Below are 26359 nucleotides of genomic sequence, written 5' to 3' on the forward strand. Positions count from 1 at the left end.
CCGTCGCCGTTGTCGTTGTCACCGCCGCCGCCGTTGTCACCGCCGTCATCGTCACCGTTGTCGCCGGAGACCCGCGGCGCTCTGGTGTCCGCCGGGCTTGATCCGGACGCGCTCGTCGCGCTCATCCGCGGTGCCGTCGCCGAGGACCTGCCCGCGCTCCCAGCGGAGCCGGTCGCGGCCCCCGAAACCGCGGCGGATGCCACGGTCCGTACAGTGAGTAGTCATGTTCCGGATACGGTCGACACGACGTCGGTCGCGACCGTGCCGCCCGGCCTGGCCGGGCAGGGAGCAGTCGTCGCGCGGGCCCGAGGAGTCGTCGCCGGCCTGCCGGTGGCCGCGGCCGTCTTCGAGGTGGTCCTCTCCGACCGGTACCCGGCGCGACACGAGCCCACAGGCGTCCGCTCGACGCGGGATCCGTCGGACGTCCACCGCGGGGGCGGCGCCGCTGACGAGCACTCGGATACGAAGAGTGGCTGGACGGGCGGGCTGGACATCGAGATCATCGCTTCGGACGGTGACCGGGTGAGCCCCGGGGACACCGTCCTGACCGTCGCGGGCCCGGTCCGCGCCCTGCTCACCGCCGAGCGCACGGCGCTGAACCTGCTGTGCCACCTCTCCGGGGTGGCCACGGCGACCCGGCGGTGGGTCGACGCGGTGGACGGTACGGGGGTGGCGATCCGGGACACCCGTAAGACCCTGCCGGGGCTGCGTGCGCTGGAGAAGTACGCGGTGCGCTGCGGAGGCGGGCGCAACCACCGGATGTCGCTGGCGGACGCGGCGCTGGTGAAGGACAACCACGTGGTCGCCGCGGGCGGGGTGGCGGCGGCGTTCGCCGCGGTGCGTGCGAGGTTCCCCGGCCTGCCGGTCGAGGTCGAGTGCGACACGGTGGCCCAGGTCGTCGAAGCAGTGACAGCCGGCGCGGACCTGATCCTCTGCGACAACATGAGCCTGGACGAGCTGCGCGCGTCGGTCACGATCGCCCGTCCGAACGGCGTCGAGCTGGAGGCCAGCGGAGGCCTCACCCTCGACGCGGCCCGCCGCGTGGCCGAGACCGGCGTCGACTATCTGGCGATCGGGGCGCTGACCCACTCGGCACCCGCGCTGGACCTGGGCCTCGACCTCGCCCTCTCCGGCCTCTCCGGCCTCTCCCCGCACTCTGACGCGGGCCTGGGCGCGGGCACGAGCCTGGGCGCGGGCACAGGCCCGGCCGCCACCGCGGACGCCGCGCCCACGACGGGCACCGGATCGGGGGCGTCCTGATGCTGCTCACGATCGACATCGGCAACACCAACACCGTCCTCGGCGTCTTCGACGGCGAGGACCTGGTGGATTCCTGGCGGGTACGCACCAACCCGCACTCGACCGCGGACGAGCTGTCGCTGCTCTTCCGCGGCCTGCTCCTGGACTACGACGTCGACGGCATCTCGGTGTGCTCGACCGTGCCGGCGGCCCTGCGGGAGATCCGGCGCATGGTGGTGCGCGCGTTCCGCAAGGTACCCGCCGTCGTGGTGGAGCCGGGCACGAGAACAGGGGTGCCGATCCTCATCGACAACCCCAAGGAGGCCGGCGCGGACCGGATCGTGAACGCGCTGGCCGCCCACCACCTCTACGGCGGCCCGGCGATCATCGTCGACTTCGGGACGTCCACGAACCTGGACGTGGTCTCCGGCCGCGGCGAGTTCCTTGGCGGCGCGTTCGCCCCGGGCATCGAGATAGCCCTGGACGCGCTCGCGTCGCGGGCGGCGCAGCTGCGCAATGTCGAACTCATCCCACCCCGCTCGGTGATCGGGAAAAACACGGTCGAATGCCTCCAGTCCGGCATGATCTACGGCGTGGTGGGCCAGGTGGACGGCCTGGTACGCCGCATCACCAACGAACTGGACACCGACCCCGTGGTCATCGCCACCGGCGGACTCGCCTCCCTCGTCATCCGCGAGAGCGAAACCCTCCAGCACCACGAACCCCACCTGACCCTCATCGGCCTCCGCCTCATCTTCGAGAAGAACACATAGGAACTCCCGCCAGCCCCGTCCGCTCCCGGCGCCCCCGCGAGGGCCACCGGCAACTCATCTACGTCATCGGTCGCTGTCACATACCTATGTGCAACTCCTGTACTTCGCGGTCGCATTGACACCGATGCGCCGGGAAGGCAGCGGACGCGGGTGCGTGACCAGCCGACCGTAGACTTACGACATGGCGGTGGACGTGTCCGTGCGGGACCTTGTGCGTTCCTACGCGTCGCTGCGTGACGCGGTCGGCCAGAGCGCCGGTCCGGGCGGGCGGCTGCTGCGGTTTTACAGCGTCGAATGCGGCCTGAAGGCTGCCTACCTCGGCAAACGGGGTACGAGCGCACGAGGCACCGAGTCCCTGCCGCAGGAACTGCGCAGCCACGACCTGCGGCGCCTCGCCAAGGCGCTGAACCTCGGCCAGACATATCTGGACGGGCTGTCCGCCTGCCGACGGCGGCAAAGCCAGCGGGGGCCGGTCGATCATCATGAGCTGCACCAGGCATGGCGTTACGGCGCGGCCCTGGACGAGAACGACGAGAAAAGCGCGGTCAGTGCGCTCGACAAGTTGAGCGACTGGTGTCGTGAGGAGCATCGGAAATGAGCCCGGACGACATCATGCCGGCCCCTGAACACCTCTATACCTGGGTGGACGTGGACGAGTACTTCGCCTCGCTGGCCGCCCACGGGAAGTGGCCGCCCTGGCTGTTGGAAGTTGACGCCTTCTGGGACGAAATCGAGCTCACCGTCGCCGAGAATGTGCGGCCGCCCGAGCTCTGGGCCTGGCTCACCAACCAGCTCGGGCCACTGACCGTCGACGCCGGTCACGAGTATGTGCTGCTCGAGTCCGCCGACGGTGACGGCCGGCCGCTACCCGTCCGGCTACGGGTCGCGGAACAGGTGGAAAAGGTCGAGCGCCGGCCGCGCTGGCAGGAGCGCCGGATCGTCCGGCAGCTTGCCGAAAGTATTCCCCCACCGGACGACGCCACCTTCGCACATGACGTCCAGCTCTGCGCCTTCCATTCGTTCAAAGGCGGTGTCGGGCGGACCCTGCACTGTGTGGCGTTGGCGCGTGAACTGGCCAGCCGGCCGGGGCGGGATGGCAGGCGGAATCCCGTCCTGCTCGTCGACGCCGATCTGGAGGCCCCAGGAATCACCTGGATGCTCGCGGCCCAGGGACAGCGGATGGACTTCGCGCTGGAGGACTTTCTCGCGCTTCTCCACGGCTCGTCCGCCTCGGAGCGGGATGAGGTCATCGCGATCGGCCGAAGGTTCCTGTTGAACCAGCAGCTGGACAATGTGATCGTGCTTCCGGCGCGGCGGGACCCCGTCCGGCTCGGCCCACCGCGGATCGAACCGGTCGACCTGCTGACCCATGACCGGCCCGCGTACTTTCTCACCGAATCCCTTGCCGAGCTCGCGCACGCGCTCGGGACGGGTACCATCCTGCTCGACCTGCGGGCCGGCGCGAGCGAACTGAACTCACCGATCCTGCTGGACCCGCGAGTCCTGCGCGTGTTCGTCACGACAATGAGCGACCAGTCTCTCCGGGGAACCGAACACATCCTTCAGCAGATCGCCCACCGGGCACCGGCACGACAGCCTTCCGACCCGCAGTGCCGTGTCATCATCACACAGTTCGACAGCAAGGAACACAAATCACATCTGGCCGCCGCCGAAGCCACTCTCACCAGCGTGCTGGCCGCGACCTCCGTACCGGCCGCCGACTCCGAGGGTGACTTCCCCGACGATACGAGAATAATCGATCAGGATATCCGGACGGCACCGCTTCCCAGCCCGTTCGTTCCGCAGCTTCTGGCTCTGCCGGGAAGTTGGAACGACGTCGCCGCACTGGTCGACCAGGCGGATATCCGCCCTCGTGTCATGGCTCTCGCCGAGATTCTTCAGCCCACGCAGACCAGGAATAGTGCCGATGCGGCCGGGCAGGCCACCCCGCTCAGTCTGCCCGAGGCGCGCAGACGTCTCCACGAATGGGCCGACCGGCTGAAGTATGCCGAAAGCACCACCGATGAAGATGGTTTCCTCCCGACCGAGCCGCTGACAAACCTGGTCTCGGCGCACCGCACCGAAGCACCTATTGAGATCATGGTCGGTGCCAAGGGTTCCGGGAAGACGTTCACCTATCTGCGTATGTGCCGCCGTCCCACCTGGTCGGAGTTCGCCGAAGCGGCGGGTGTCAACGACGCCGAACTGGCGGCGAACCTCGTGCCGGTACTCGCCTCGCGTAATCTCGAGCCTTCCATCCAGGAGGAGATCCGCGCGGTACAGAACCACTCCGCCGCCCGGTTGACAGGTTCCGCGCCGGCCACCGGGCTCGAGCTGACCGACCTGATATCCAACTCGCTGGAGTCGGAGCACGGCTCCGTGACGTGGCGCAGAATCTGGTTGGCGCTGCTCGCCCGAGCCGCCGGTCTGGAAGCGACCCCGGATGATGCCGAAGAACAACTGACGACGCTGGCTCGCCAGCACCAGGCCATCTTCGTCATAGACGGCCTGGAAGACATTTTCCAGGAATTCAGCAAAGATTCCCGTCAACAGCAGGCACTACGAGCTCTGTTGACCGGCTGCACCGAGTGGCTGCGATCGTTGCGTGGCCACCCGCTCGGCCTCGTGGTGTTTGTCCGGCGCGACCTCGTGCTCAGTGCCATACGGCAGAACACGGACCAGTTCCTCACCCGTCACCAGGCATACGAGCTGCGCTGGAACAGAACCGAGGCGCTGCGGCTGGCCGCCTGGGTCTGTGAACGATCCAGCGCCCTGCGGCCACCGGCGGAGGTCACGATCAAGGAGGCCACGGACGACGTTCTGAGCAGGCTCCTCTTCGACGTGTGGGGGCAGAAGCTGGGTTCACTGAACTCGCGGGAAGCACGCTCGGAGGAATGGTTCTTCGCTGCCCTTTCGGATTTCAACCGACAGATTCAGGCCCGGGACATCGTGTCATTCCTGTCTGTCGCCGCCCGGTACTCGGCGGAGGACAAACCGGCTGTCGCACGATGGCCGGACCGTCTTCTCACGCCTACCGCCATGCGTCGGGCGCTCCCAGAATGCAGCCGCGACAAGATCGGCGCAATATCACAGGAGAATCCTCCTGTCGGAATGCTCTTCACGCACCTGCAGGGACTGCCCGAGGAATCCCGCAAGATGCCTTTCACACTGGAGACCGTGAATGTGAATCCCGCCGACGCCAGGCTGTTGGAGGCCAATGGGGTGCTGTTCCGGGAGAACGATCAGTACTGGATTCCGGAGATCTACCGTCACGGCCTCGGGTTCGGGCTGAGCGGGACCGGCCGGCCGCGTGTGATCGCTATTGCGAAGTCGATCCGTGGGCGGGGTGGCTCCGGCTGATGTCGGCCGGCCGGGGCCGGCCGCCGGCGCACGGGGCGTCGCCGGCGGCCGGAACGCTCAGCAGCCCGGAATGGTGGTTGTGAGGGTGGCCGGGCAGCCGGGTTTGATTACCTTGCGTATGGCGATCTCGCCGTGAGCGCCGAAGGATTTCACGACGACCGAGTTCCGTAGGCCCTCGGCGACCATGGGCAGGCTGTTCAGGGTGACGGGGGTCAGGTCGCCGAGGATGAAGTAGTCGACGTCCTGCCAGCCGTTCTTCAGTTTCTCGCGGACGGCTGGGTCGAGGTCCAGTTTGTAGAACCAGATCGGCTCGGGCTTCTTGCCGGCCAGCTCCAGGTCCGTCCATATGTTGTCGTCGGTGACGACGATGTTGCCGTCCGGGATGTTCTCGATGTACCAGCGGGCCGCCTCCCGGCTCGGTGCGCTGTCGTCGGCGGTCAGTGCCGTGTGCAGCTTCGGCGCCCAGTGGTCCGGGAGTGTCAGCAGGCCCGCCGTCACGATGCTGGCCACCGCCACCAGGCGTATCCAGGTGGCAAGCACGGCAGGCTCGGCCGCGACCGGGAGCGGGGTCGCGAACGAGGCCGACGTCGGGGCTGATGCCGGGGTCAGGGCCGATGCCGGGGCCCGGAGGGGCAGCGAGCGCGTTTCCCCGGCAGGCACCGGATCACGCGGCGGGTCGTGAAACGCGCTGCCGGCCATGTTCCCGGAACGGCCGCGCGCGGTGTCGGCGGCCGGCGGCCGGTAGTACGGCAGCAGCACGTCGAGCATGCCCGCCACGCACAGCGCCGCAAACGGCAGCATCGCCGTCACGTACGCATAGGGCATGTACCCGTTCCGGAACATGAAGGCGAACTGGATCAGCAGCAGTACCGCGACCATTCGCAGACGTCTGACGAAAAGCGCCGGGAACGCGGCGACGACACCTGCGCACAGCAGATAGGGGTCGATGCCCAGCCACAGGCTCGCCATGCCGCGGGTGCCGCTGTCCGCGGTCAGCAGGCTGCCGCTCGCCGGCCGCTCGAACAGCTGCCATCTGGTCGCGCCGATCAGCGAGACGTGGCCGGCGCCCTCGAACAGCTCGTTCTTGATGACGGCGTAGAGGACGTAGAGGCCACAGATCACGGTGAGGAAACCGAGGAAGTTCTGGCGCACGAAACGCCAGTTCCGCCGGTCACGGTGCTGGCGGAGCAGCAGATAGACGGCCGGCAGCAGGATGAGGCTCGTCTCCTTCGACCAGAAGGCGAAGGCCATGAAGACACCGGCCCAGATCGCCGCGCCGGCGCTGCGCCGGGGGGATGCCGCGCAGACCAGCGCCGCCAGCACCCACATCACAGCGATGTTGTCCAGGAAGGCCATCCGCTGGTACCAGACCGCGAGTGGCGCCAGGGAGAACAACAGGACCGCGGCGGCCGAGAACACCCGTCGCAGCGCCAGCCGGCGGGCCAGCAGGTAAAGCAGCGCGCAGCTCACCAGGTGAACGACGAACATACATTCACGGGCGGCGGCCACCGCTGTCGGCACCCGCTCGAACGCGTGCGTGAACGTCGTGTAGACGGCGATGAGCAGCCATCCCCCGAAGGGATGATCGTACCAGTAGGTGTAATGGGCGATCTGACCCCAGTACTCCATGGCGTATGCCTGCGCCGTGTAGGTGCCCTCGTCGTCGTTGATGCGGCCGGGCCAGCCGTCCTGGTTGATGCCGTGTACGAGCCCGCAGACGACGAGAACCACGGCGAGGATGATGATGCTCTGCCAGTGCGCCAACAGCCAGACCGAGATCCGGTCACGGACGGCGACGACGGAGTCGGTGAGTCCGCCGGGGCGGCGGCCGCGCGGGCTGTCGGCCGGCGCGCTTCCGGTACCGGTGCCGCGGTCGAGAAGCGGGAGCGCGCTGGTGGTCACAGAACCCCCTCGAATGGCTCGGGGAGCTGTACCCCGGGCGGTGCGAAGACACGATCGCCTCGCCGCTGTCCCGTCAGTTGCTCAGGGATCTGGGCTTCCCGGAGCTGCCGGGCAGGTTGCCGGACCTCCCCGATCGGCTTCGCCAGCCCGGCGGCAACCCCGGAAGCGACGGCAACCCCGGAAGCGACGGGAATCCCGGAGGTGGCAAGCACCTCGGACCCGGCAAACGCTCCGGCCGGGGCGGGAAGCACGGCGGCGACCGGCGTCCCGGGCGTGAGAACAGGACCGCCGTGGCCGCGGAGCGCCGGCCGGGCCGGGCCCGGTATCACCACGTGATGGGCGCCGACATGCGCGGTCTTCTCCCATTCGAGTTTTCCCTGGAACAGCCGCATGACGGCCCGCAGTGCCGCCAGTGACAGCACGAGCTGGTAGACCGGCGCGCTGGCTATCAGCCGGACGCTGTCCAACGGAGTCGCCCTGATCCGGTATGCGTCGGCGAACTCCCGGAAGGCGGCCTCCTCGGTGAGCGTCAGCATCAGCATCGCGAGCAGCGGCAGCCAGAATATGATCACAATACCCACCGGGGCGCTCAGGAAGAACGTGAGCAGCATGGAGGTCGGCAGGATCAGGCCGGCCAGGGCCTGGAAGAACGGCATCAACAGCATCTCGGCGGCGAGCACCCGCTGCCGCCAGCCCGGCAGCCGGCGCCAGTCGCCCTTCCGGAAGACCTGGATGAAACCCATCATCCAGCGGGTGCGCTGCACCACGAGTTTCCGCAGGCTTTCCGGCGTCTCCTCCTGGGTGGTCAGCTCGGGATGGTAGAAAACCGCGGTGGTGACGCCGGCCACCGAGGCACGCACACCGAGGTCGCAGTCCTCCGTCAGGCAGGAGACGTCCCAGCCGCCGAGCCGGTCGAGAACCTCGCGCCGGACGAAGACGGTGTTGCCGCCGAGCGGGATGAAACGCGCCTTCGCCTGGTAGCGCAGCCGCGACATGAACCAGATGTAGTATTCCAGGCAGTTACGGGCCCGCCACCATGACGTCCCGCTGTCAGCCCAGTCGACCAGCGCGCGCAGCGTCCCGGCGGATTCCGGCCGCCGCCAGCGGGGGCCGCGGACGTTCATCAGCTGGACGCCGCCCTGAAAGATCCCGGTTCCCGGATGGTGCACGGCCAGTGTGTTGACGTAACCGAGCAGGCCACGGGCGATCAGGGACTCCGCGTCGACGATTCCTATCAGCTCGCCGTGGCAGTGCTTTCGCGCGTCCTCGAGGGAGAGCGGTTTGCTCCGCTGCGCGCCGCTGGGCGTGACAATTCGTACGTTGGGGTACCGGCCGGCGAATTCCTGGGCCACCTCGCGGGTCTCCCGGTCGAGGTCGTCGTCCGACACGACGACGACAAGCTCGAACAGACGCGACGGATAGTCGCCGGCGAGCAGCTGGGTCAGCGTGCGCCCGAGAACGGGTTCCTGCCGGGCGGGCACGATCAGCGAGAAGGTGTACCGGGGGGACTCCTGATCCTCCAGGTCGACGTGGTCGACCCGGTCGGGCAGCTGCCAGCCGTACTGTGCCCGCACCAGCGTCAGGCCGGCGATCAGCAGCATCGACAGCGACACCGCCGTCCAGATACCGACCGCTATGTCTCCGCGACCGCGGTACAGCGCCTGCGCCGTTTCCGCGAACGGCGGCCACGCGGGCAGCAGCAGGACACCGTGCAGAACACGGACGGACGCCGTTGTCAGAGTGGAGCCGAAGACGAACCAGTAACACACCAGCAGGTGCGTGGAAACCACCAGAAGGGCGCAGAGCGCGGCGGCCAGCAGATTACGTGGGCCGGCCTGCCCCGTCGACGGGGAACTGGCCGCCAGCTCCGTCAGCGCGGTGAACAGCAGCCAGCCGACCGATTCGGCCGAGACCCGCGCGATGACGAGCCTGAGCCGGCTGCCTTCGCGCCCGCGCCAGGTGAAGCCGCGGTCCAGGCCCCACAGCAGGCCGGTCGCGGCGGCCACCGAAAACACGTAGCCGGACCGTCCCCAGGCCCCGAAGAAACAGCCGGCGAAAGCCATCAGCGCGACCCGTGCGGCAGCGCTCGTCCCACCGGCCACGATGAGACGCAACTGCCCTGGCATCCTCGTCAGGAAAGCGTGAAGCGACGGTGGCGCGGCAAGCGCCTGGTTGAGGTTCACTGATCCCTACCTGAGTGGTCGGTACGAACGGCCGGCATCGACCGGGCGGCAACGGCCGGGCGGCAACGGCCCGGGACCGGGCACGAGGACCGGGCATGACGGCCCGCTGTTCTCCCGGGCCTCCTCACGGGCGTTCTCCCGGAGCGGTCACCAGCCTCGGCAGATCGGCCGCGTAGTCGGCAACCGTGGAACTGGCGAAATAGAGAACGTGTTGGACGTCGTCGGCGCCGTACGCGGCGACCTGGGCCGCGTGCGCCACGTCGTACTGGCCGCCGGGCGCCTGCCGCGTCCGCGCGAGCGGTATGCCCACGGCCTGCTGCGCGGCGTCGATCTGCGCCGGCGAGCCGGTGAGCCCGATGAACGAGGCGTCGAACTGGTCGAGCCACCTGCGGAGCACCTCGGCGGTGTCCCGCCCCGGATCCGTGGTCACGAAGACGACCGTGAGCGCCGGCCCGGCACCGGTGCCGGCCAGCCGTTTGGCGGCGGCGATGTCGGCCATGGTCGTCGGGCAGACGTCCGGGCAGTTCGTGTAGCCGAAGAAGAGCAGGGTGGCCCGGCCGGCGGTCCGCCGCGCGAAGTCGAAACCGTTCCCGGCGGTGTCCAGCAGGGTGAACGACGGCCGGGAGCGGGAGACCTTCGGGACGGTCCCGTGCCAGCCGCCGGTGGCCGTGGCGACAGCCGCCGGCGGCCGTACCGGCGGGCTGCCGGCGGGGTGCGTGGGCTCGCCCGTGGCGCAGCCGGCGCTGCCGGCCAGACAGACGGCCAGACAGAGCAGCGCCACGGCGGCGGATCCGCGCGGGGCCCGCCTCACGGCGTCGGCCCGGCCGGTGCATCGCAGGGGGGCATGTTCCTGGCCTTTCTGAACGGCTGACCGGATCGGGACAGCAGAGCTGTGCCACGGGCCGCGGACCCGTGGCCCGTGGCCCGTTTCCGGCCATGGACAACAGGTGCGGGCCGACGGGATTTCCGCGCCCGGGATTTCGGCGGGCCGGCCCGGCCGGTCGCCGGGAATCCGGGGAATCCAGGGAATCGGGGAAATCGGGGAGGACTCGCGAGGCCTAGTCGGCGCAGACCGTGGTGCCGCGTGGGGCGGTGCCGCCGGTGCCGGCCAGGTTCTTGGTGTCCGTTCCCGTCACCTTCAACGGCCCGAAGCCGGACTTCCGCAGGAACGCACAGTTGACCGGAGCACCACCGGGGGCGACCTTCGGGACGCAGACGTTCGAGTTGTCGCCGGCGTTCACATAGTTGTGGTCGCAGCCGTCCACCCACAGTGTCGCGGGTGACGGCCGGCCGTTTCCGTGCGGCTGGATCCGGCCGCTGAGATCCCGGTTACCGGCCCCGAGCGTGTGCTTGGCCGCGACCGGCCGGGCATCATCGCCGGCACCGGCCGGCTGGCCGAGAACACCGGCCGCCCACAGGCCGGCGACGAGCAGGCCCACCGTGAGAAACACCGTCGCCGCGCTGAGAAGGATTTTCCGTCGGGTCATCCGACATGCACCCACTTCGCCACGGATGGTACTCCGTTCATATCCTGGGCGAACATCATGTAGTAACCGGCAGGAATGATGTTCGGATTACTCGGGACCGTCACGCTGATGTTCGGCCCGGTGCCGGTTATCGGCAGGTCGACGCTGCGCTGGTTCGGGTCCGACTGGTGGGTCACCGACGCCGGGCGGATCAGCGTGACCCGGCCGATGTTCCCGCTCACGGCCAGGTTCTGCGTCGACCCGAGGTCGAACTGCTCGGCGGCGGCGGTGATGGCCGGCCGCGGCCTCGACATGTACCAGGGGGAGTAGACCGAGATACCCAGGTCGAATGCCCCGGTCGCCGGGTTGTTCCCGATCGACGCCACCCGGCCGTCCGGCAGGAGGAAGGACTCCGAGTGGTACATCCGTGCCAGCGGGTCGGCCGGCATCGGCGTGAGCGTGTTGGTGACCGGATCGTACATCGACGCCTCGTGCACGGCGTACTCGGAATAGTTGTGTTTCGCCCCGCCGGTCTCGAACACCTTTCCGTCGGGCAGGATGACGGCGCTGACATACATCTTGGCCGCCGGCAGGTCCGGCCCGGCCGTCCACTGCGGGTCCTGCTGGCGCAGGTCGATGACGTCCGTGTGACTGGTCGGGCCGAGGTCGCTGTAGGTGTTCCCGCCGCCGAAGTCGGCCACCTTCTGGGCCTGGGCCGGCGGCAGCAGCACCGTCGCGCCCTGGTCCCGGAAGTCGATGTCCCGCAGGCCCGGGACATCTGTGATCGTCCCGGTGGCGATGTCGTAGATCTCCGATCCCGAGGTGTTCGGCAGCGCGTTGCCGAAGGTGTGCGTCCCGGCGTAGAAGAGCCGGCCGTCCGCCATCAGCACCATGTTCGGGTAGAGGCCCCAGTAGAAGTATGTCTGCGGTACCTCGTTGAAGGGCTTCCACTGGCCCTTCCGGGAGTCGAACATCTCGACGGCGACGTTTCCGGAGCCGTTCTCGTTGAGCCCGCCGGTCGCGAACACCGAACCGTCGCCGAGGTTCACCAGGGACGGGTACCAGTGCCCGCCGCCCGGCATGTCGTCGATCTTCGTATAGGTGTTCGTCATCGGGTCGAAGATGTAGCTGATGGCCAGGCCCTTGTAGTTACTGGTCGGCGTCGGGTACTCCAGGGTCCCGCCCGCGAGCAGAATCCGTCCGTCGGGGAGCTGGGTGTGCCCGGCGCAGAAAATGTCCTCCTGGGTGGGCACGTCGACGAACTCACCGGTCGTCGGGTTCCACACCTTCGAGACGAACTGGTTGTTCGTCGCCGCGGCCCCGTCGTTGCCGGAGCCGGCGACGAGCAGCACGTTCCCGGTGCGCAGCACGGTGGCGTGCACCGAGCGCACCGGCGACTGGTAGGGCAGGACCTGCCAGGAGCCCTGGCAGCCACCCGTGCAGCCACCCGGTGGCGGCGGAGGTACCGGCCCGGGATCTCCGCCCCCGCTGTAGCCGGCACGCACCAGCCCGCCGCCGACACCCTGGTAGTACTCGACGGTCACCTTGTGCGTTCCGGCGGCGACGGGCCTGGTCGCTGTGAAGGTGCTCGCCCCCTGGTCCCGCCATTCGTCGATGACGGGGGCGTCGTCGAGATAGACCCGGATTCCGTCGTCGGCCGTGGCCGTGAACGTATAGTTCCCGGCCGCGAACAGCGCGTTTCTGGTCCACCGGACGGAATATCCCGTACCGCCGATGCCACCGGTCCCCGGACCGGTCTCCCCCCAGTCGAACCTGATGGTGCCGTCGCACCGTGAGTCGGCCGGCGGCCCCGTCAGCGCCGGGTTGGCGAAATAGTCGCCGGCCCATTCCTCGGGCGCGCAGGTGACGGCCTTCGCCGGTTCCGGGGCTATGACGACGACGGCGACCAGTTGGACGGCGGCCGTGGCGAGCAGCGCGGCGAGCACGCGACGCCGGCCGGTCCGCCGCCGTTTTCCGGGCCCGGTCACGCCTCGGCCTCCCCCATCGCGCCAGTTCCCGTCGCGCCGGCGGCCGCGTGGCGGCCATCTCGGGAATGCCTGCGGGCCGGCCGCTGGCGCTCGCTGTAGATGATCCTGTCGACCAGCACGTAACGAACGGAGACAGCGACCGCCAGTGTCGCGAACGTGGCTGCCGGAACGCTTGTGTGCCACCGGTCGACGAACAGCCCGAGCAGTGGCAGCCGGATGACGAGGTCCAGGTTGTTCAGCACCGCGAAAGGCACGTACCGACGGGCCCTGGACCGGTTCCCGCCTTCCCAGACCAGCAGGTCGCAGCCGATGAAATTCCAGAGGATGGCAAGCTGCGTGGCGAGCACGGCGGCCGCCATGTAATGCATTCCGGCGTGGTGCAGAAGGGCGGTCCCGGCAATGTTCGGCAGGGTTCCGGAGGCGCCTACGAGAGCGAATCTCGCCGCCCTCGGCACCCGCAGCGAGAACAGCCGCCGGGCGAACCGGACACCCTCCGACACCGACGCGTTCGACTCGCCGGCGTGCCGTTCACCGAAGACGTAGCCGACCTCGACGACACGCAGCCGGCCGGTGCGCACCAGCAGCTCGAGCAGGATCTTGTAGCCGTCCGGGCGGAGCCGGTCGAGGTCCAGCGCGGCGACCCGGACGAGGAAGAAACCGCTCATCACGTCCGAGACACCACGCAGCCGCAGCGGGAAGACGAGCCGGGACAGCAGGTTCGCGCCGGAGGACACCAGCCGGCGCGCTCCGTTGGCAAGCCCCGAGGCACTTCCCCCGTTGACGTACCGGCTGCCGATGACCACGTCGACATCGCCGCTGACAGCCGCGGCAAGCAGCTCGGGAACGACCTCGGGCGGATGCTGGAGGTCGCCGTCGAGAACGACGGCGTAGTCGGCATGGCACAACCGGATGCCCTCGGTGACGGCTCCCCCGAGGCCACCCGCCCGGTGGGGCGCGGGCCGGTGATGGACCCGGACCCGCATCCGGACGGAACGACGCAGCCCCATGGCGATCTCAGGCGTGTTGTCGTCCGAGTCGTCCACGAAGATGACCTCGCTGGGCAGCCCGGCCAGCGCGGCGTCGAGGCGGCGCAGCAGCGGCTCGACGTTCGCCGCCTCGTTCCTGGTGGGCACCACGACCGAGACGACCACCCGTTCGTCCGGCCGGTAACCGGGAAAGGATGTGGTGGGCGTGGCCGAAAGCACCGCCGAGGAAGCTCGCGGCCGTGGCACCAGGTCTGCCAGGTCTGCCAGGTGGGCATCGAAGACACGCTCGTCAGGCACACTCATCCGCTGATCTCCCCTGGTTCGCGGTGGCCGGCCACCGCGGCCGGCCACCGCGTACACGAGTTGCCGCGACCGGTTTCCCGGTACGGCGTATGAAATGTTGGCGCGGCCGCTTCCCGGCATATGCCGTTTCCCGGCGTATGCCGTCCGGTCGGCCGCGGAGTGCGCGGTCGTACTTTTCCGCCCGCTCGGCGGCCGACCGGAGCCCGGGCGGCCGAGGAACGTGCGATCGTGCTCTTTTTCGCGCCCGGGGTCCCACCCGGGTCTCCGGAAAGGCCGGTCCGGCTGGTCCGGGCGGCTCGGCGGCTCCGGGCGGTCCAGGCGGCTCGGCAAAGCCCGGGACACCCGGAGCGACGGAGAACCGAAAATGACGTGTGTTGTTATTGCTCTTCCGGGTCCGGGCCTTCCGCCGGCCGGGAGAATCCGCCGTGCGCGCCGGTACGGAAGAAAACTGGTTACGCGGGCCCGGCCCACGTGAAAAGCATGCCGACCACCGTGGCCCGGAACACGGTGGGCCAGGCCCGCGGAACTTCAGCCCGTTGGTCCGGTCACGGCACGACGACGGCGAAACGAACTAGGAATACAACCCCCCGGATCCACTCCGGTGACGCAAATCGTGATCGGTGTGCAGCGAACGTATCAGGAGACGATCGAGACCTGGACGGCCATCGGTGTGACACGTGCGTGCCGGACGGCATCCAGCAGCGGCGAACGTGCTGTAAAAACCAGCGAAACTACTCTCGGTTATTGCTCGACGTGCGGAAACTACCAACAGTAATCAGTCTTGTTTCCGTAATCACGCACCGATTACAAGCTATGAACCGTGCCACAACAGGCGCCATCGGGCTCCGCACAGACGTTCGCCATGCCCGTTCCGGACGTCCACCGGGCAGGCCACCCCGGAACACCCGTGGGAAGACGGGCACCACGCACCACGAATGCACCACGACATGCACGGCGGCATGCACAACGACATGCACGGCGGCATGCGGTGACATGTGGCGGCACGCACGGCGGCAGGACGGATTTACGACAGTCTTGCCCAGTCCAGGCCGTCCTCGAGGAACGCCGCCATCGGCTTGACCGGATCGACGAGCCAGCGCTCCGGCGGCGCGCCGAGCCGGCCGGCGCGGCGCGGCGAGCCGGCCGGCTCGGGCAGGCCCTGCCCGCTGGACAGGCCACGGTCGGCCAGCCAGGCGGCGAACTCCGGAGCCGGGCGCAGCCCGAAGAGGTCCCGTACCCCGATCGCGTCGTCGACGCCTGTCGTCCCCCGGCCGGCCGCCTGGCCGGACCCGGTCGCCTGCCTGGGCACGGGACGGCCGGGAGGCACGCCCGCCGCGTGGTTGCAGCCGGCGGCGGCCAGCAGCATCAGCAGATCGTCACCGGTGTTCCGGCCGTCGTCGGCCCGGCCGGCGCAGAAGACGTCGCAGCCCATCGGCAGGCCCAGCAGCTTGCCGACGAAATGATCCTCCAGCCCGGCCCGGATGACCTGTCGAGGATCGGACAGATGGTCCACACCACCGAACCCGACCACGGAGTTCACCAGAAAAGGATCGAAGGCACGGGCGACCCCGTACGCCCGCGCGGAAATCGTGAGCTGGTCCAGGCCGTGATGCGCCTCCACCGGGAACGCGCTGCCCTGCCCGACCGCGAAGTACATCACCTGGTCGCCGACGAAGTCACCGGCCCGGTCCCGATGATGTTCGAGAACGGCCCGCCGGCCGGCCTCCAGCAGGTCCAGCTCCACCCCGAAGGCCCGGTTCGCGCTTTCCGTCCCCCCGAGCCGGCTGAACAGCAGGTCGAGGGGCGCGCCCGCCTCCATCGCGGCGAGCTGGGTGACGAGCCGCCCGAGAACGCAGGTCTGGGTCGGCACCTCGAGCTGCCTGACGAGCGAGCCGAGCCCACGCAGGGCCCGCTCCAGCCGGGCGGCCGACTCCATGGACGTGTCCACCTCGAGCACGGCGTCGCCGCGGCCGGACATCAGGCCGTCCAGCGCCGGCAGCAGGATGCCCTCAAGGTCGTCCAGCGGATGGTTCAGGCGGACGTGTACTCCGAACACGCCTGTCTCACCCATGGTGTTCCGGCAGCGGGTGACCGTCCGCAGCGGTTTCGCGGCGATGACCAGCTCCCGGTCACTCATGATTTTGGTGACCGCCGCGGCCACCTCTGGCGTTATCCCGCCGGCCAGGCCGGAATGCCACCGCACGGGAAAGTCCGGCCGCAGCACCAGATCGCGGAACTCCCCGACGGTCAGGCAGGACAGTGCGCCGAAGCACTCCGCGTCGTGGACACCGACGATCAGGTCGGTGACGGCGTCGTCGATCAGCGGTGTCGCGACGATCTCCGACAGCCGGACGTCGGCGAGCGCCTGCCTGGCCGCCAGCCGTTCGGCCGGCGAGTACGCCGCGAGGCCCGCCATCCGGTCGCCGGCCTTCTCCTCACCCGCCTTGGCGAACAGTTCCGCCAGATCCGCGAACACGTACCGCTCACCATGCACGACCGAATGGAAACCCACGGCCCATCCTCTCTATGCCGGTTTATGCCGGCCCCGGGTTGCGGCCACCACTCCCGGCTCCGGGAGCATCGCACGGCCGCTGACGGCCGACGACGACAGCCATACGCCGAAGCGCTGACGGCCCGTGACATCAGCCCCGATCTTCGGCGTCACCGGCCTCGATCACGGCACTCAGCAGAGCATCGACGTCACTCGCCGTGGCAGCCGGGTTCAGCAGGGTCAGCTTGAGGTGGACCGAGCGGTCCGGCCCGAGCTCTGTGCGTCCCACGACGGCCCGGCCGGAGTCCAGCAGCCGTCGCCGCAACCGGGCGTTGATCCCGTCGACGTCGACGCTACCGGCGGCGGGGCCGGCGGCGGGGCCGCCACCGGTGGCAGCTACTGGCAGATAGCCATCGGCGGCGGCGGCTGGCGGACGGTCGGTGGCGGCTGGCGGACGGCGGGCGGCGGCGGCTGGCAGATAGCGGAAGACGACCGTGCTGAGGGTCACCGGCGCGGCCAGCTCCAGGCGCGGATGGGCGCTGATCCGCGCGGCGGCGTGGCGGGCCAGGTCATGGCAGGCGTCCACCAGCCGGCCGAGCCCGTGGCGTCCCAGCGCCTGGAGCGTCACGGCGATCTTGAAGGCGTCGGCGCGCCGGCTGGTGCGCAGCGAGCGCCCGAGCAGGCTCGGATAGCCGGCCAGCGTGTCGTCGGCCGCGTTGAGGTAGGCGACCTCGTCCGCCAGCGCCGCCCAGCCGCTCGCGTCCCGGGTGAGCAGGACCCCGGCCGCTATCGGCTGCCAGCCCAGTTTGTGCAGGTCGAGGGCGACCGAGTCCGCCTCGGCGATCCCGTCGAGCAGCGGGGCGAGCCGGTCCGACAGCAGCGCCCCGCCGCCGTAGGCCGCGTCCACGTGCAGCCAGGCGCCGTGCGCGCGGGCCACCTCGGCCACCGCCCGCAGCGGGTCGATCGCGCCCACGTCGGTCGTGCCGGCGGTCGCGACGACCACCGGGGCGAGCCGCCGGCCGACGCGGCCGGCGTCGTGCCGGGCACGCGAGACCGCGGTGTCCAGGGCGGACGGGTCGAGCCGGTGCGCACCGTCGGTCACGACCGGTACCACCGCGTCCGGCTCCAGGCCGAGCACCGCGGCGGCCCGTCCGATCGAGAAGTGTGCCGCGGACGAGCAGAACACCCGCACGGCCGGCTGCCCCAGCGCGCCGGTGCCCCCCACGGACGCGCCCGGCGGAACCGGGCCCGAGGGAGCCGGGGCCGGCGGAAGAGGGCCCGATGGGGCCGTGCCCGGCGGAGATGAGGCCGTGCCCGGCGGAGCAGAGCCTGATGGAGCCGGGGCTGATGGAGCCGGGGCTGATGGAGCCGGGCCCGAGGCGCGGAGGGTGTCGCGGGCCAGCATCAGCGCGGTGAGGTTGGACGCCGTGCCGCCGGTGGTGATCGCGCCGGTGGCCACGGCGGGATCGAACCCGACCAGCCCGGCGAGCGTGGCGACGACCTCGGTCTCCAGCGCGGTGGCCGCGGGCGCCTGGTCCCACGAGTCCAGGGACGGGTTCAGCGCCGAGACCACCAGGTCGGCGGCGACGGCGACGGCGAGCGGCGGGCAGTGCAGGTGGGCCGCGCAGGCCGGATCGGCCGGATCGACCGCCCCCCGCGCGAGCATGCGGGCGAGCCCGGACAGGGCGGCGGACGCGCCGATCCCCTCGGCGGGAAGCGTCCAGCGGGACGGGACGGGACGCGCCCGGGCCCCGGGTGCGCCCGAAGCATGACCGGGGCCGGCTCGGCCCGTCAGCGCGTCGTGGACCCAGCCGGTCACATCCGCCGGCCCGCCGGGCGGCAGAGGGCCGCCGCGAGCCGTCGTCCCGGCCGCGAGCCCGTCCAGCGCGATGGCCACCAGCGACCGCAGCCGGTCGACTCCACCGGCCCCACCTGCCAGCCCGGCATCGGCCAACCAGGCATCCGCCTGGTCGGCGCCGGCCGGCACAGCGCGGCCCAACGCGCCACCAGCCGGCACAGCGCGGCCCAACGCGCCATCGGCCGGGGTGGCGTGTCCGGCGTCAGCAGGCGCGGCGGACGAACGGCCGTCCCCGGGCGGGATGGTCACGGTGCCGTCCCGACCGTCCCGGCCGGGTGACCGGCCCCAGTGCGCCGCGCGCGCTCCGCGAGCCCGAGCCCGTGGCCGTGGCCGTGGCGCAACTGCGCCGGAGCGACACATCCCACTGTTGTGACTGGCGAGTTGACGTCCAGCATGAACTTAGGCTTACTTAAGAACATGCGCCATTCCAACGACGGACCGGCGAAACCCACCGCGCTCCCCGTCCCCGACGCGATCCCCGGCCGTGCCAGCACCAGCGGCCACCCCATGAACGGCCGTGTCGCCGGCCTGGTCCCTGGCCTGGTCCCTGGCGATGTTCCCGGCAACCATCGGCGGGCCTGTGCGGCGCCGGCCGGCCGGCCCGGTCGGGAAGCCGTGGCATCCACCCCGCACCCGCCCACCGCCCACCCGTCGCCGGAACCGGTTCCACCCGCCCACATTATGATCATTATAAAGCCCGGCATCCCGGGCCTGCCGTACCGGCACGGCGCACCCAGCACGCCGACGCTCACCGGACACTCCCGGTGAGGACCTGCCACCGGCACGCTCCGCCGGCCGAGAAGTACCCGTGGCCGCTGGCCGAGGAGCACCTGTGGCGGATACCGGGGCGCCAGCCGTCGTGGACCGTGCCGGCACAGGCCCGTCCGCCGCTGGCGGAAACGCTGGAAGCCGCCGCCAGGGTGCTCGACGGGCAGTCGGGACGCATCGGCCGTCCGGGCCGTGACGCCACCGGGTGGCTGTGCTGCGCCGACCTGCTGGCCGACGGCGCGCTCGACCGGGAACTGCGGGCGATGTCCGACGTGTACGGGTACAGCCGGGAGGTCGCGGCCACCCATTTCCTCAGCGCCTACGCCGGTGGCGTGGCCGGGTTCGCCATCGCCGCGTACATGCTGCACAGCCGGGTGCCGGACGTGTGCGCGGCTGGCATGTCCCTGCACGCCGCGCCCGGCGGGTGGTTCGACGTCACGGCTTTTCATTCCGGCCGTGTGACCGTGCTCGCGGACGACCCGGCCCTGCCCGCGGCCGCCCTGCCGGCGACGGGCGATCACCGGCCCGGCCCGCTGGCCGGCCGGCGGGCCGTCGGGGCGAGCGGGGTGAGCGGGGCGAACGGCCCGACAACCAGCCCGACAACCGGCCCGCCGGCCCGCCCGGCAATCGGTGCGGCAATCGACGTGGCCGGCGACCGGGACGCCCTGCGGCAACGGCTGGCGGCCGCCCTGGTCGGGCACTTCGAGCCGCTGGTCCTGGCCCTGCGGGCGCGGGCGCGCCTGGGCCCGTCCGCGTTGTGGGGCATGGTGGCCGCGCAGTGCGGCCGGACGTTCCTGCTGACCGAACGGGTGACCCGGGATCCGGACGTCGGGCGGGTGGAGGCCGACGCCTTCTTCGCCCTCGCCAGCCCGCCGATGCGGGCCCGCCCCGCGTGGTTCGAGTTCGTCCACCGCGGACGCCGGCAGACGGCGATGCGTCGGGGTTCGTGCTGCCTCGCCCACCGGATGAGCTCGCAGTACTGCACCACGTGCCCGTTCACACCCGATTCGGAACGCGAGGCGCGCCTGCGCGAGTGGATAGACACGCAGGGCGATGGCGGACTGGCAGTCGGATAAACGCCGGCGGGCCCACAGTTTGATGCCACGGGTAACTATATAGTGACCGAAAGGCCCCGCCGGTCACGGCGACAGCATGATCATTTGTCCTTTGACCGCCCGGCACACCCAGCGCACCCTTGCCATTCCGTCGGAAGACAGTGACTGCGCGACACGCATCACATGATATAGCTTACCGATTCTATGATTACCCTGAGTAATATTCCATTCCCTGCGCGGCAGCTGGACGCCGGAGCGCTATAGCGGCTGCTTTTCGCGGCCGCTCCGAGCCGGTGACCAGGACGGTGGGGCGGAGCGCCTCCTGGCCACCCGCCGCCGCCCGCCACCCGCCGCCACCCGCTGACGCTGGCCGACGCTGGCCGGGGACTGCCCACTCACCCCTGCCGGGTGGAGGCCTCCCCCGGTGACCGCGAGATTTCGTTCTGCTCTCGGCGGAACAGCAGGACGGAATCCCCCCTGGTCCGCCACCGTTGTTTCAGGCGTCTTCGCTGGTGGACCGGTCGCCCAGATCGGTCCGCCGTCCACGACGAAGAGGGCGGGGCCGGCGGGTAGGTTTCCGTTCGATGCGTGAGGTCATGCCTCGGCGGAGCTAGCATGCGGATACCGGCTGCCGTGTGGTCGGTCGCACCGCTCGAAGGAGCGCACATGTTCGAGAGATTCACCGACCGGGCACGTCGGGTCGTCGTCCTGGCACAGGAAGAAGCCAGGATGCTCAACCACAACTACATCGGGACCGAACACATCCTGCTCGGGCTGATCCACGAGGGCGAGGGTGTGGCCGCCAAGGCGCTGGAGTCCCTGGGCATCTCCCTCGAGGGTGTCCGGTCACAGGTCGAGGAGATCATCGGGCAGGGGCAGCAGGCCCCGAGCGGGCACATCCCGTTTACTCCGCGCGCCAAGAAGGTGCTGGAGCTGTCCCTGCGGGAGGCCCTCCAGCTCGGCCACAACTACATCGGCACCGAACACATCCTGCTCGGGCTGATCCGTGAGGGCGAAGGCGTCGCCGCCCAGGTGCTGGTCAAGCTCGGCGCCGACCTCAACCGGGTCCGCCAGCAGGTCATCCAGCTGCTGTCCGGCTACCAGGGCAAGGGCGACCCGGCGACGGCGGGCGCCCCGTCGGAGGGCACTCCGTCCACCTCGCTCGTGCTCGACCAGTTCGGCCGCAACCTCACCGCGGCCGCGCGCGAGTCCAAGCTCGACCCGGTGATCGGGCGCGAGAAGGAGATCGAGCGCGTCATGCAGGTGCTGTCGCGCCGGACCAAGAACAACCCGGTCCTGATCGGGGAGCCCGGCGTCGGCAAGACCGCCGTGGTCGAGGGGCTGGCCCAGGCGATCGTCAAGGGCGAGGTGCCCGAGACGCTCAAGGACAAGCAGCTGTACACGCTCGACCTCGGCGCGCTGGTCGCCGGGTCCCGCTACCGCGGTGACTTCGAGGAGCGGCTGAAGAAGGTCCTCAAGGAGATCCGCACCCGCGGCGACATCATCCTGTTCATCGACGAGCTGCACACGCTCGTCGGCGCGGGTGCCGCCGAGGGCGCGATCGACGCCGCGTCCATCCTCAAGCCGATGCTGGCCCGCGGCGAGCTGCAGACGATCGGTGCCACCACCCTCGACGAGTACCGCAAGCACCTGGAGAAGGACGCCGCGCTCGAGCGGCGGTTCCAGCCGATCCAGGTCGCGGAGCCGTCGGTGGCGCACACCATCGAGATCCTCAAGGGCCTGCGGGACCGCTACGAGGCGCACCACCGCGTGTCGATCACCGACGCCGCACTGGTCGCGGCAGCGTCCCTGGCCGACCGCTACATCTCCGACCGGTTCCTGCCGGACAAGGCGATCGACCTCATCGACGAGGCCGGCTCGCGGATGCGCATCCGCCGGATGACCGCTCCGCCGGACCTGCGCGAGTTCGACGAGCGCATCGCAAACGTCCGCCGGGACAAGGAGTCCGCGATCGACGCGCAGGACTTCGAGAAGGCCGCGTCCCTGCGCGACCGGGAGAAGACCCTGCTGGCGGAGAAGGCCAAGCGGGAGAAGGAGTGGAAGGCCGGCGACATGGACGTCGTCGCCGAGGTCGGGGACGAGGAGATCGCCGAGGTCCTGGCGATCTGGACGGGCATCCCGGTGTTCAAGCTCACCGAGGAGGAGACCGCCCGCCTCCTGCGCATGGAGGACGAGCTGCACCGCCGTGTCATCGGCCAGCAGCAGGCGATCAAGGCTGTCTCCCAGGCGATCCGGCGTACCCGGGCGGGCCTGAAGGACCCGAAGCGTCCCGGCGGTTCGTTCATCTTCGCCGGCCCGTCCGGTGTCGGTAAGACCGAGCTGTCCAAGACGCTGGCGGAGTTCCTCTTCGGCGACGAGGACGCGCTGATCCAGCTCGACATGTCCGAGTACATGGAGAAGCACACCGTCTCCCGGCTGGTGGGCTCCCCGCCCGGCTACGTCGGCTACGAGGAGGGCGGCCAGCTCACCGAGCGGGTCCGGCGCAAGCCGTTCTCGGTCGTGCTGTTCGACGAGGTCGAGAAGGCGCACCCGGACGTGTTCAACACCCTCCTGCAGATCCTGGAGGACGGCCGGCTGACCGACTCGCAGGGCCGGCTGGTCGACTTCAAGAACACCGTCCTGATCATGACCTCGAACCTGGGCACCCGGGACATCTCCAAGGGCCCGGGCATCGGGTTCGCGACCGGCGCGGGCGCCATCGACTACGAGCGGATGAAGGCGAAGGTCCAGGACGAGCTCAAGCAGCACTTCCGGCCCGAGTTCCTCAACCGGATCGACGACATCATCGTCTTCCACCAGCTGTCCGAGGCCGAGATCATCCAGATCGTCGACCTCATGCTGGCCCGAGTGGACGTCCAGTTGAAGAACAAGGACATGGCGCTCGAGCTCACCCCGGCGGCGAAGGCGCTGCTGGCCAAGAAGGGCTACGACCCGGTGCTCGGCGCCCGGCCGCTGCGCCGGACGATCCAGCGGGAGATCGAGGACGTCCTGTCCGAGAAGATCCTGTACGGGACGCTCAAGCCCGGCGAGATCGTGGTCGGCGACGTCGAGGGCGAGGGCGAGGCGGCGAAGTTCGTCTTCCGCGGCGAACCGAAGCCCACCCAGGTCCCCGACGCCCCTCCGATCGATCTGGCCAAGTCCAGCGAGTAGGAGCGAGCGGGCAGGGCGACAGGTCCACCACGAAGGGGCGGTTCCGCTGCGGCGGGGCCGCCCCTTCGCCGTGGCGAAGCGGTTGGCCTCCGCCACGGCGAAGCGATGACGGAGCCACCGCGGAGCGATGATGGAGCCATGGCGGAGCGATAGCGGAACGCCCGCGACGCCGCCCCTTCACGGCCCGGGGCCGCCCCGGATCATCCAACGCGTTCTGGAGTTCATGGGAACGGACCAGAATGGGTCGAAAGTGTCCCCAAGCAGGCCATGACGGTCCGGCCATGTGGTCACGGCCGGCAGTGAGGAGATCTGTTGGCCCTGCGTGCGGGTACGCCCGTCGAACACCTCCACCTGACCTTCGGGCCGGACCCGGCCGCGTCGATGGCCGTGTCATGGACGACACCGCGGATGGTGCGCCGCCCCCGGGTCCGGTTCGGCAGCACGCCCGGCAGGCTCGACCACGAGGTGCACGCCGTCACCCGCGTCTACACCGACGCCGTCACCGGCGAAGAGGTGATCAACCACCATGCCCTGCTCACCGGGCTGGAGCCGGGCTCCCGTTACCTCTACGAGGTGATCCACGACCGGATCAGCCGCACCAGCGGCGGCACCCTGCGGACCGCGCCACGCGGCCGGGCGCCGTTCACCTTCACCTGCTTCGGCGATCACGGCACCTCGGAGTCCTACGACCCGTTCGGCACGCCGGCGTCCAGGAACGCCGTGACCGGCGTCGACCGGGTCGGTTCGCTGTTCACCCTGGTCGTCGGTGACCTGTCGTACGCGAACCAGCGGCGTAACCCACCGCGGGCGTGGTCCGACTGGTTCAACATGATCGGCTCCTCCGCGCGGCACCACCCGTGGATGCCCGCCGCCGGCAACCACGAGATCGAACGCGGGAACGGCCCGCTGGGCCTGGCCGCCTACCAGAGCCGTTTCCTGCTGCCCGGCAGCACCGTGGATCCCGACGGAACGGGCACGGACGACCCGCTGACGGCGCCGCTGACGGACCTGCTCGGCCTGTGGTACGCCTTCACCGTCGCGAACGTGCGCTTCGTCGTCCTGCAGAACGACGACGTCTGCTATCAGGACGCCGGCACGGTGTACATCCGCGGTTACAGCGGCGGGCGGCAACGGGCCTGGCTCGAACGGACGCTGCGCCAGGCACGCGCCGACCCGGACATCGACTGGATCATCGTCTGCATGCACCAGACGGCCGTGTCCAGCGCGGCGCAGCACAACGGCGCCGACCTCGGTATCCGGGAGCAGTGGCTGCCGCTGTTCGACACGTTCGGTGTCGATCTCGTCCTGTGCGGGCACGAGCACCACTACGAGCGGACGCATCCGCTGCGTGGCGTGGCCGAAGGATCAGCGACGCTCACCCCGCAGCCCGCCCCGGCCACGGGCAGCCTCGGCAGCCACCTCGACGGGGGCGGCCCAGCGGACGGGGCACGGCAGCGAGCGGGCGGCAGCGGCAGCAGTAATGGCAGCGGCGACGAGGAACCTGGCGGAGGGACTGGCAGCGGCGCTGGCGCCGAGGTCGTGGACACCTCGCACGGGACAGTCCACATGGTCCTGGGCACGGGGGGCTCGTCGTCGCCGTCGGCCAGCAAGCTGCTCGACCCGCCCGCCGGCCGGGTGATCATCGGCGTGGAACCGCGGGAGTCCGATCCCGCCCGGTTCCGCTCGGTCCACGCCCTTGAGCCGGCGCCGTGGCTGGCCCTGCGGGCGCCGGACCATCCGTACGCGTTCGCGGGCTTCGAGGTCGATCCGGGGGCGGATGCGGGCCTGACCAGCATCCGGGTGACCGTGTACGACCACACGACCTCCACCCCCCTGCCCTTCGACACGTTCACGCTGGTCAGGCCCTGTGCGGCCGGCGCCGGCCGAGCCGGTGACACCGGCCGCGGGGACACGGCCGGCAGCCCTCCCACACCCCTGGATGACCCGTCCACGCCGGTGTGTGCACCGCAACCGTAGACTGGCAGGAAGCGGCGGGGACTGCCGGAACCGGCTGTGGCCTGTCCGGCTGGACGCTGTCGGCCCTCGCGCCGCGCGGCGTCCACGCGGTGAATCATTCATGGCACGATCGCCTGGCGGACACTTTCGCCCGGCGTGCCCAGGAATTACCGGCCAGATTTCTCCCGGCCTGCGCCCGTGATGTGTTCATGACCGCCGCCGGCCGGGCGCCGAGCGGGTACGGATCGTACGCCGTCCCGGCCGTGCGCGCTTTAACCTCTACCGCCGGAAATCACTCCGTAACACCAACGGACCAGTCATCCGACCGAATCCATGGTCGTGGACAGCCGTCGTCGCCGGCATCCGGCCGCCGGCCCACCAGCCCGTCCACCTCTCGGCCATACGGCGGTGTCCTGATGGTCATACGACGGTACCCCGCCCGAGATCCGCAGGTCACGACGCTGCCGGGCGGCCACCGAAAAACAACAACCACAAACCTCAACAGCATCAACGCCCAATCGACCGTTGGCTTTATTGCGCGGCCGGAGGATAGCGAGAGGCCGACGCAATCCGCAGTACTTGTTCCGTCACGGGCCCTGTCGTACGCTGCACGCGCGACAACCATCCGGTGATTCCGTCCGGACGAAATACCGATGTGCGGGCTCCCGGCGGGCCAGTCATTGTCACCCACCGGGCTGTCCGGGTGGATGAAGGAAGACGCTTCCCCGCATCGACGCTTGAGGAGGCCGGGCGTTGAGAGAGCCCAGCGGTGTACCCGGGCGGTCGTGCGCGGGCCGGGAGCGGGCGTCCCGGCGGCCTCGACGCGCGGCGGCCGCCGCCGTCACCGCCGGCCTCGCGCC

Annotated in this window: 15 protein-coding genes; 7 read left to right on the forward strand and 8 right to left on the reverse strand. The window is 70.1% G+C overall.

The window, feature by feature from the left end; translation table 11 throughout:
• The first annotated feature begins 9 nt into the window (after window positions 1-9).
• The 4 genes from nadC to NBX02_RS22055 all read left to right on the forward strand — a co-directional run bounded on the left by nadC (window position 10) and on the right by NBX02_RS22055 (window position 5372).
• Window positions 10-1260 (forward strand): carboxylating nicotinate-nucleotide diphosphorylase, encoded by a 1251-nt coding sequence (gene nadC, locus NBX02_RS22035; protein ID WP_250292931.1) that lies wholly within the window; start codon window positions 10-12, stop codon window positions 1258-1260.
• A complete protein-coding gene (locus NBX02_RS22040) occupies window positions 1260-2012 on the forward strand; it encodes a type III pantothenate kinase (protein WP_250292908.1) in 753 nt (250 codons plus the stop codon). Before nadC ends, NBX02_RS22040 begins: the two co-directional genes overlap by 1 nt.
• 181 nt (window positions 2013-2193) lie before the next feature.
• Window positions 2194-2610, forward strand: a complete 417-nt coding sequence (locus NBX02_RS22045) for a hypothetical protein (RefSeq protein ID WP_250292911.1) — start codon at window positions 2194-2196, stop codon at window positions 2608-2610.
• A gap of 14 nt (window positions 2611-2624) precedes the next feature.
• Complete coding sequence (locus tag NBX02_RS22055; protein ID WP_445548580.1) at window positions 2625-5372, forward strand: ParA family protein; 2748 nt, start codon at window positions 2625-2627, stop codon at window positions 5370-5372.
• Between the two features lie 57 nt (window positions 5373-5429).
• Here NBX02_RS22055 and NBX02_RS22060 read toward each other — a convergent pair whose 3' ends face one another.
• The 8 genes from NBX02_RS22060 to NBX02_RS22095 all read right to left on the reverse strand — a co-directional run bounded on the left by NBX02_RS22060 (window position 5430) and on the right by NBX02_RS22095 (window position 18909).
• Complete coding sequence (locus tag NBX02_RS22060; protein ID WP_250292920.1) at window positions 5430-7274, reverse strand: glycosyltransferase family 39 protein; 1845 nt, start codon at window positions 7272-7274, stop codon at window positions 5430-5432.
• The gene (locus NBX02_RS22065; protein ID WP_250292922.1) at window positions 7271-9457 is read right to left on the reverse strand and encodes a glycosyltransferase; all 2187 of its coding nucleotides are present in this window, start codon (window positions 9455-9457) and stop codon (window positions 7271-7273) included. Before NBX02_RS22065 ends, NBX02_RS22060 begins: the two co-directional genes overlap by 4 nt.
• A gap of 124 nt (window positions 9458-9581) precedes the next feature.
• Window positions 9582-10238 carry an SCO family protein gene (locus NBX02_RS22070; RefSeq protein WP_250284097.1) on the reverse strand — a complete coding sequence of 219 codons (657 nt, stop codon included), beginning with the start codon at window positions 10236-10238 and terminating at the stop codon, window positions 9582-9584.
• A gap of 277 nt (window positions 10239-10515) precedes the next feature.
• On the reverse strand, window positions 10516-10944 hold the full coding sequence (locus NBX02_RS22075) for a hypothetical protein (protein ID WP_250284099.1): 429 nt from the start codon (window positions 10942-10944) through the stop codon (window positions 10516-10518).
• Window positions 10941-12911: a galactose oxidase-like domain-containing protein gene (locus NBX02_RS22080; RefSeq protein WP_250284100.1), complete on the reverse strand. Its 1971-nt coding sequence runs from the start codon at window positions 12909-12911 to the stop codon at window positions 10941-10943. Before NBX02_RS22080 ends, NBX02_RS22075 begins: the two co-directional genes overlap by 4 nt.
• The gene (locus NBX02_RS22085; protein ID WP_250284102.1) at window positions 12908-14200 is read right to left on the reverse strand and encodes a glycosyltransferase; all 1293 of its coding nucleotides are present in this window, start codon (window positions 14198-14200) and stop codon (window positions 12908-12910) included. The genes NBX02_RS22080 and NBX02_RS22085 overlap by 4 nt, the downstream gene beginning before the upstream one ends.
• Window positions 14201-15224: 1024 nt before the next feature.
• Complete coding sequence (gene eutB / locus NBX02_RS22090; protein WP_250284104.1) at window positions 15225-16712, reverse strand: ethanolamine ammonia-lyase subunit EutB; 1488 nt, start codon at window positions 16710-16712, stop codon at window positions 15225-15227.
• 130 nt (window positions 16713-16842) lie between these two features.
• Complete coding sequence (locus NBX02_RS22095; RefSeq protein ID WP_250292925.1) at window positions 16843-18909, reverse strand: pyridoxal-dependent decarboxylase; 2067 nt, start codon at window positions 18907-18909, stop codon at window positions 16843-16845.
• Window positions 18910-19313: 404 nt separating this feature from the next.
• Here NBX02_RS22095 and NBX02_RS22100 point away from each other — a divergent pair, with 404 nt between their 5' ends.
• The 3 genes from NBX02_RS22100 to NBX02_RS22110 all read left to right on the forward strand — a co-directional run bounded on the left by NBX02_RS22100 (window position 19314) and on the right by NBX02_RS22110 (window position 25520).
• Window positions 19314-20393: a ferric iron reductase gene (locus NBX02_RS22100; protein WP_250284107.1), complete on the forward strand. Its 1080-nt coding sequence runs from the start codon at window positions 19314-19316 to the stop codon at window positions 20391-20393.
• A gap of 645 nt (window positions 20394-21038) precedes the next feature.
• Window positions 21039-23543, forward strand: coding sequence for an ATP-dependent Clp protease ATP-binding subunit (locus NBX02_RS22105; RefSeq protein WP_250284109.1), 2505 nt, complete (start codon window positions 21039-21041; stop codon window positions 23541-23543).
• A gap of 312 nt (window positions 23544-23855) precedes the next feature.
• The gene (locus NBX02_RS22110) at window positions 23856-25520 is read left to right on the forward strand and encodes a purple acid phosphatase family protein (RefSeq protein ID WP_250292929.1); all 1665 of its coding nucleotides are present in this window, start codon (window positions 23856-23858) and stop codon (window positions 25518-25520) included.
• The last annotated feature ends 839 nt before the right edge of the window (window positions 25521-26359 follow it).

The organism is Protofrankia sp. CiP1_Cm_nod1 (genome assembly GCF_920888515.1).
In the GTDB taxonomy this organism is placed as follows: Bacteria; Actinomycetota; Actinomycetes; order Frankiales; family Frankiaceae; genus Protofrankia.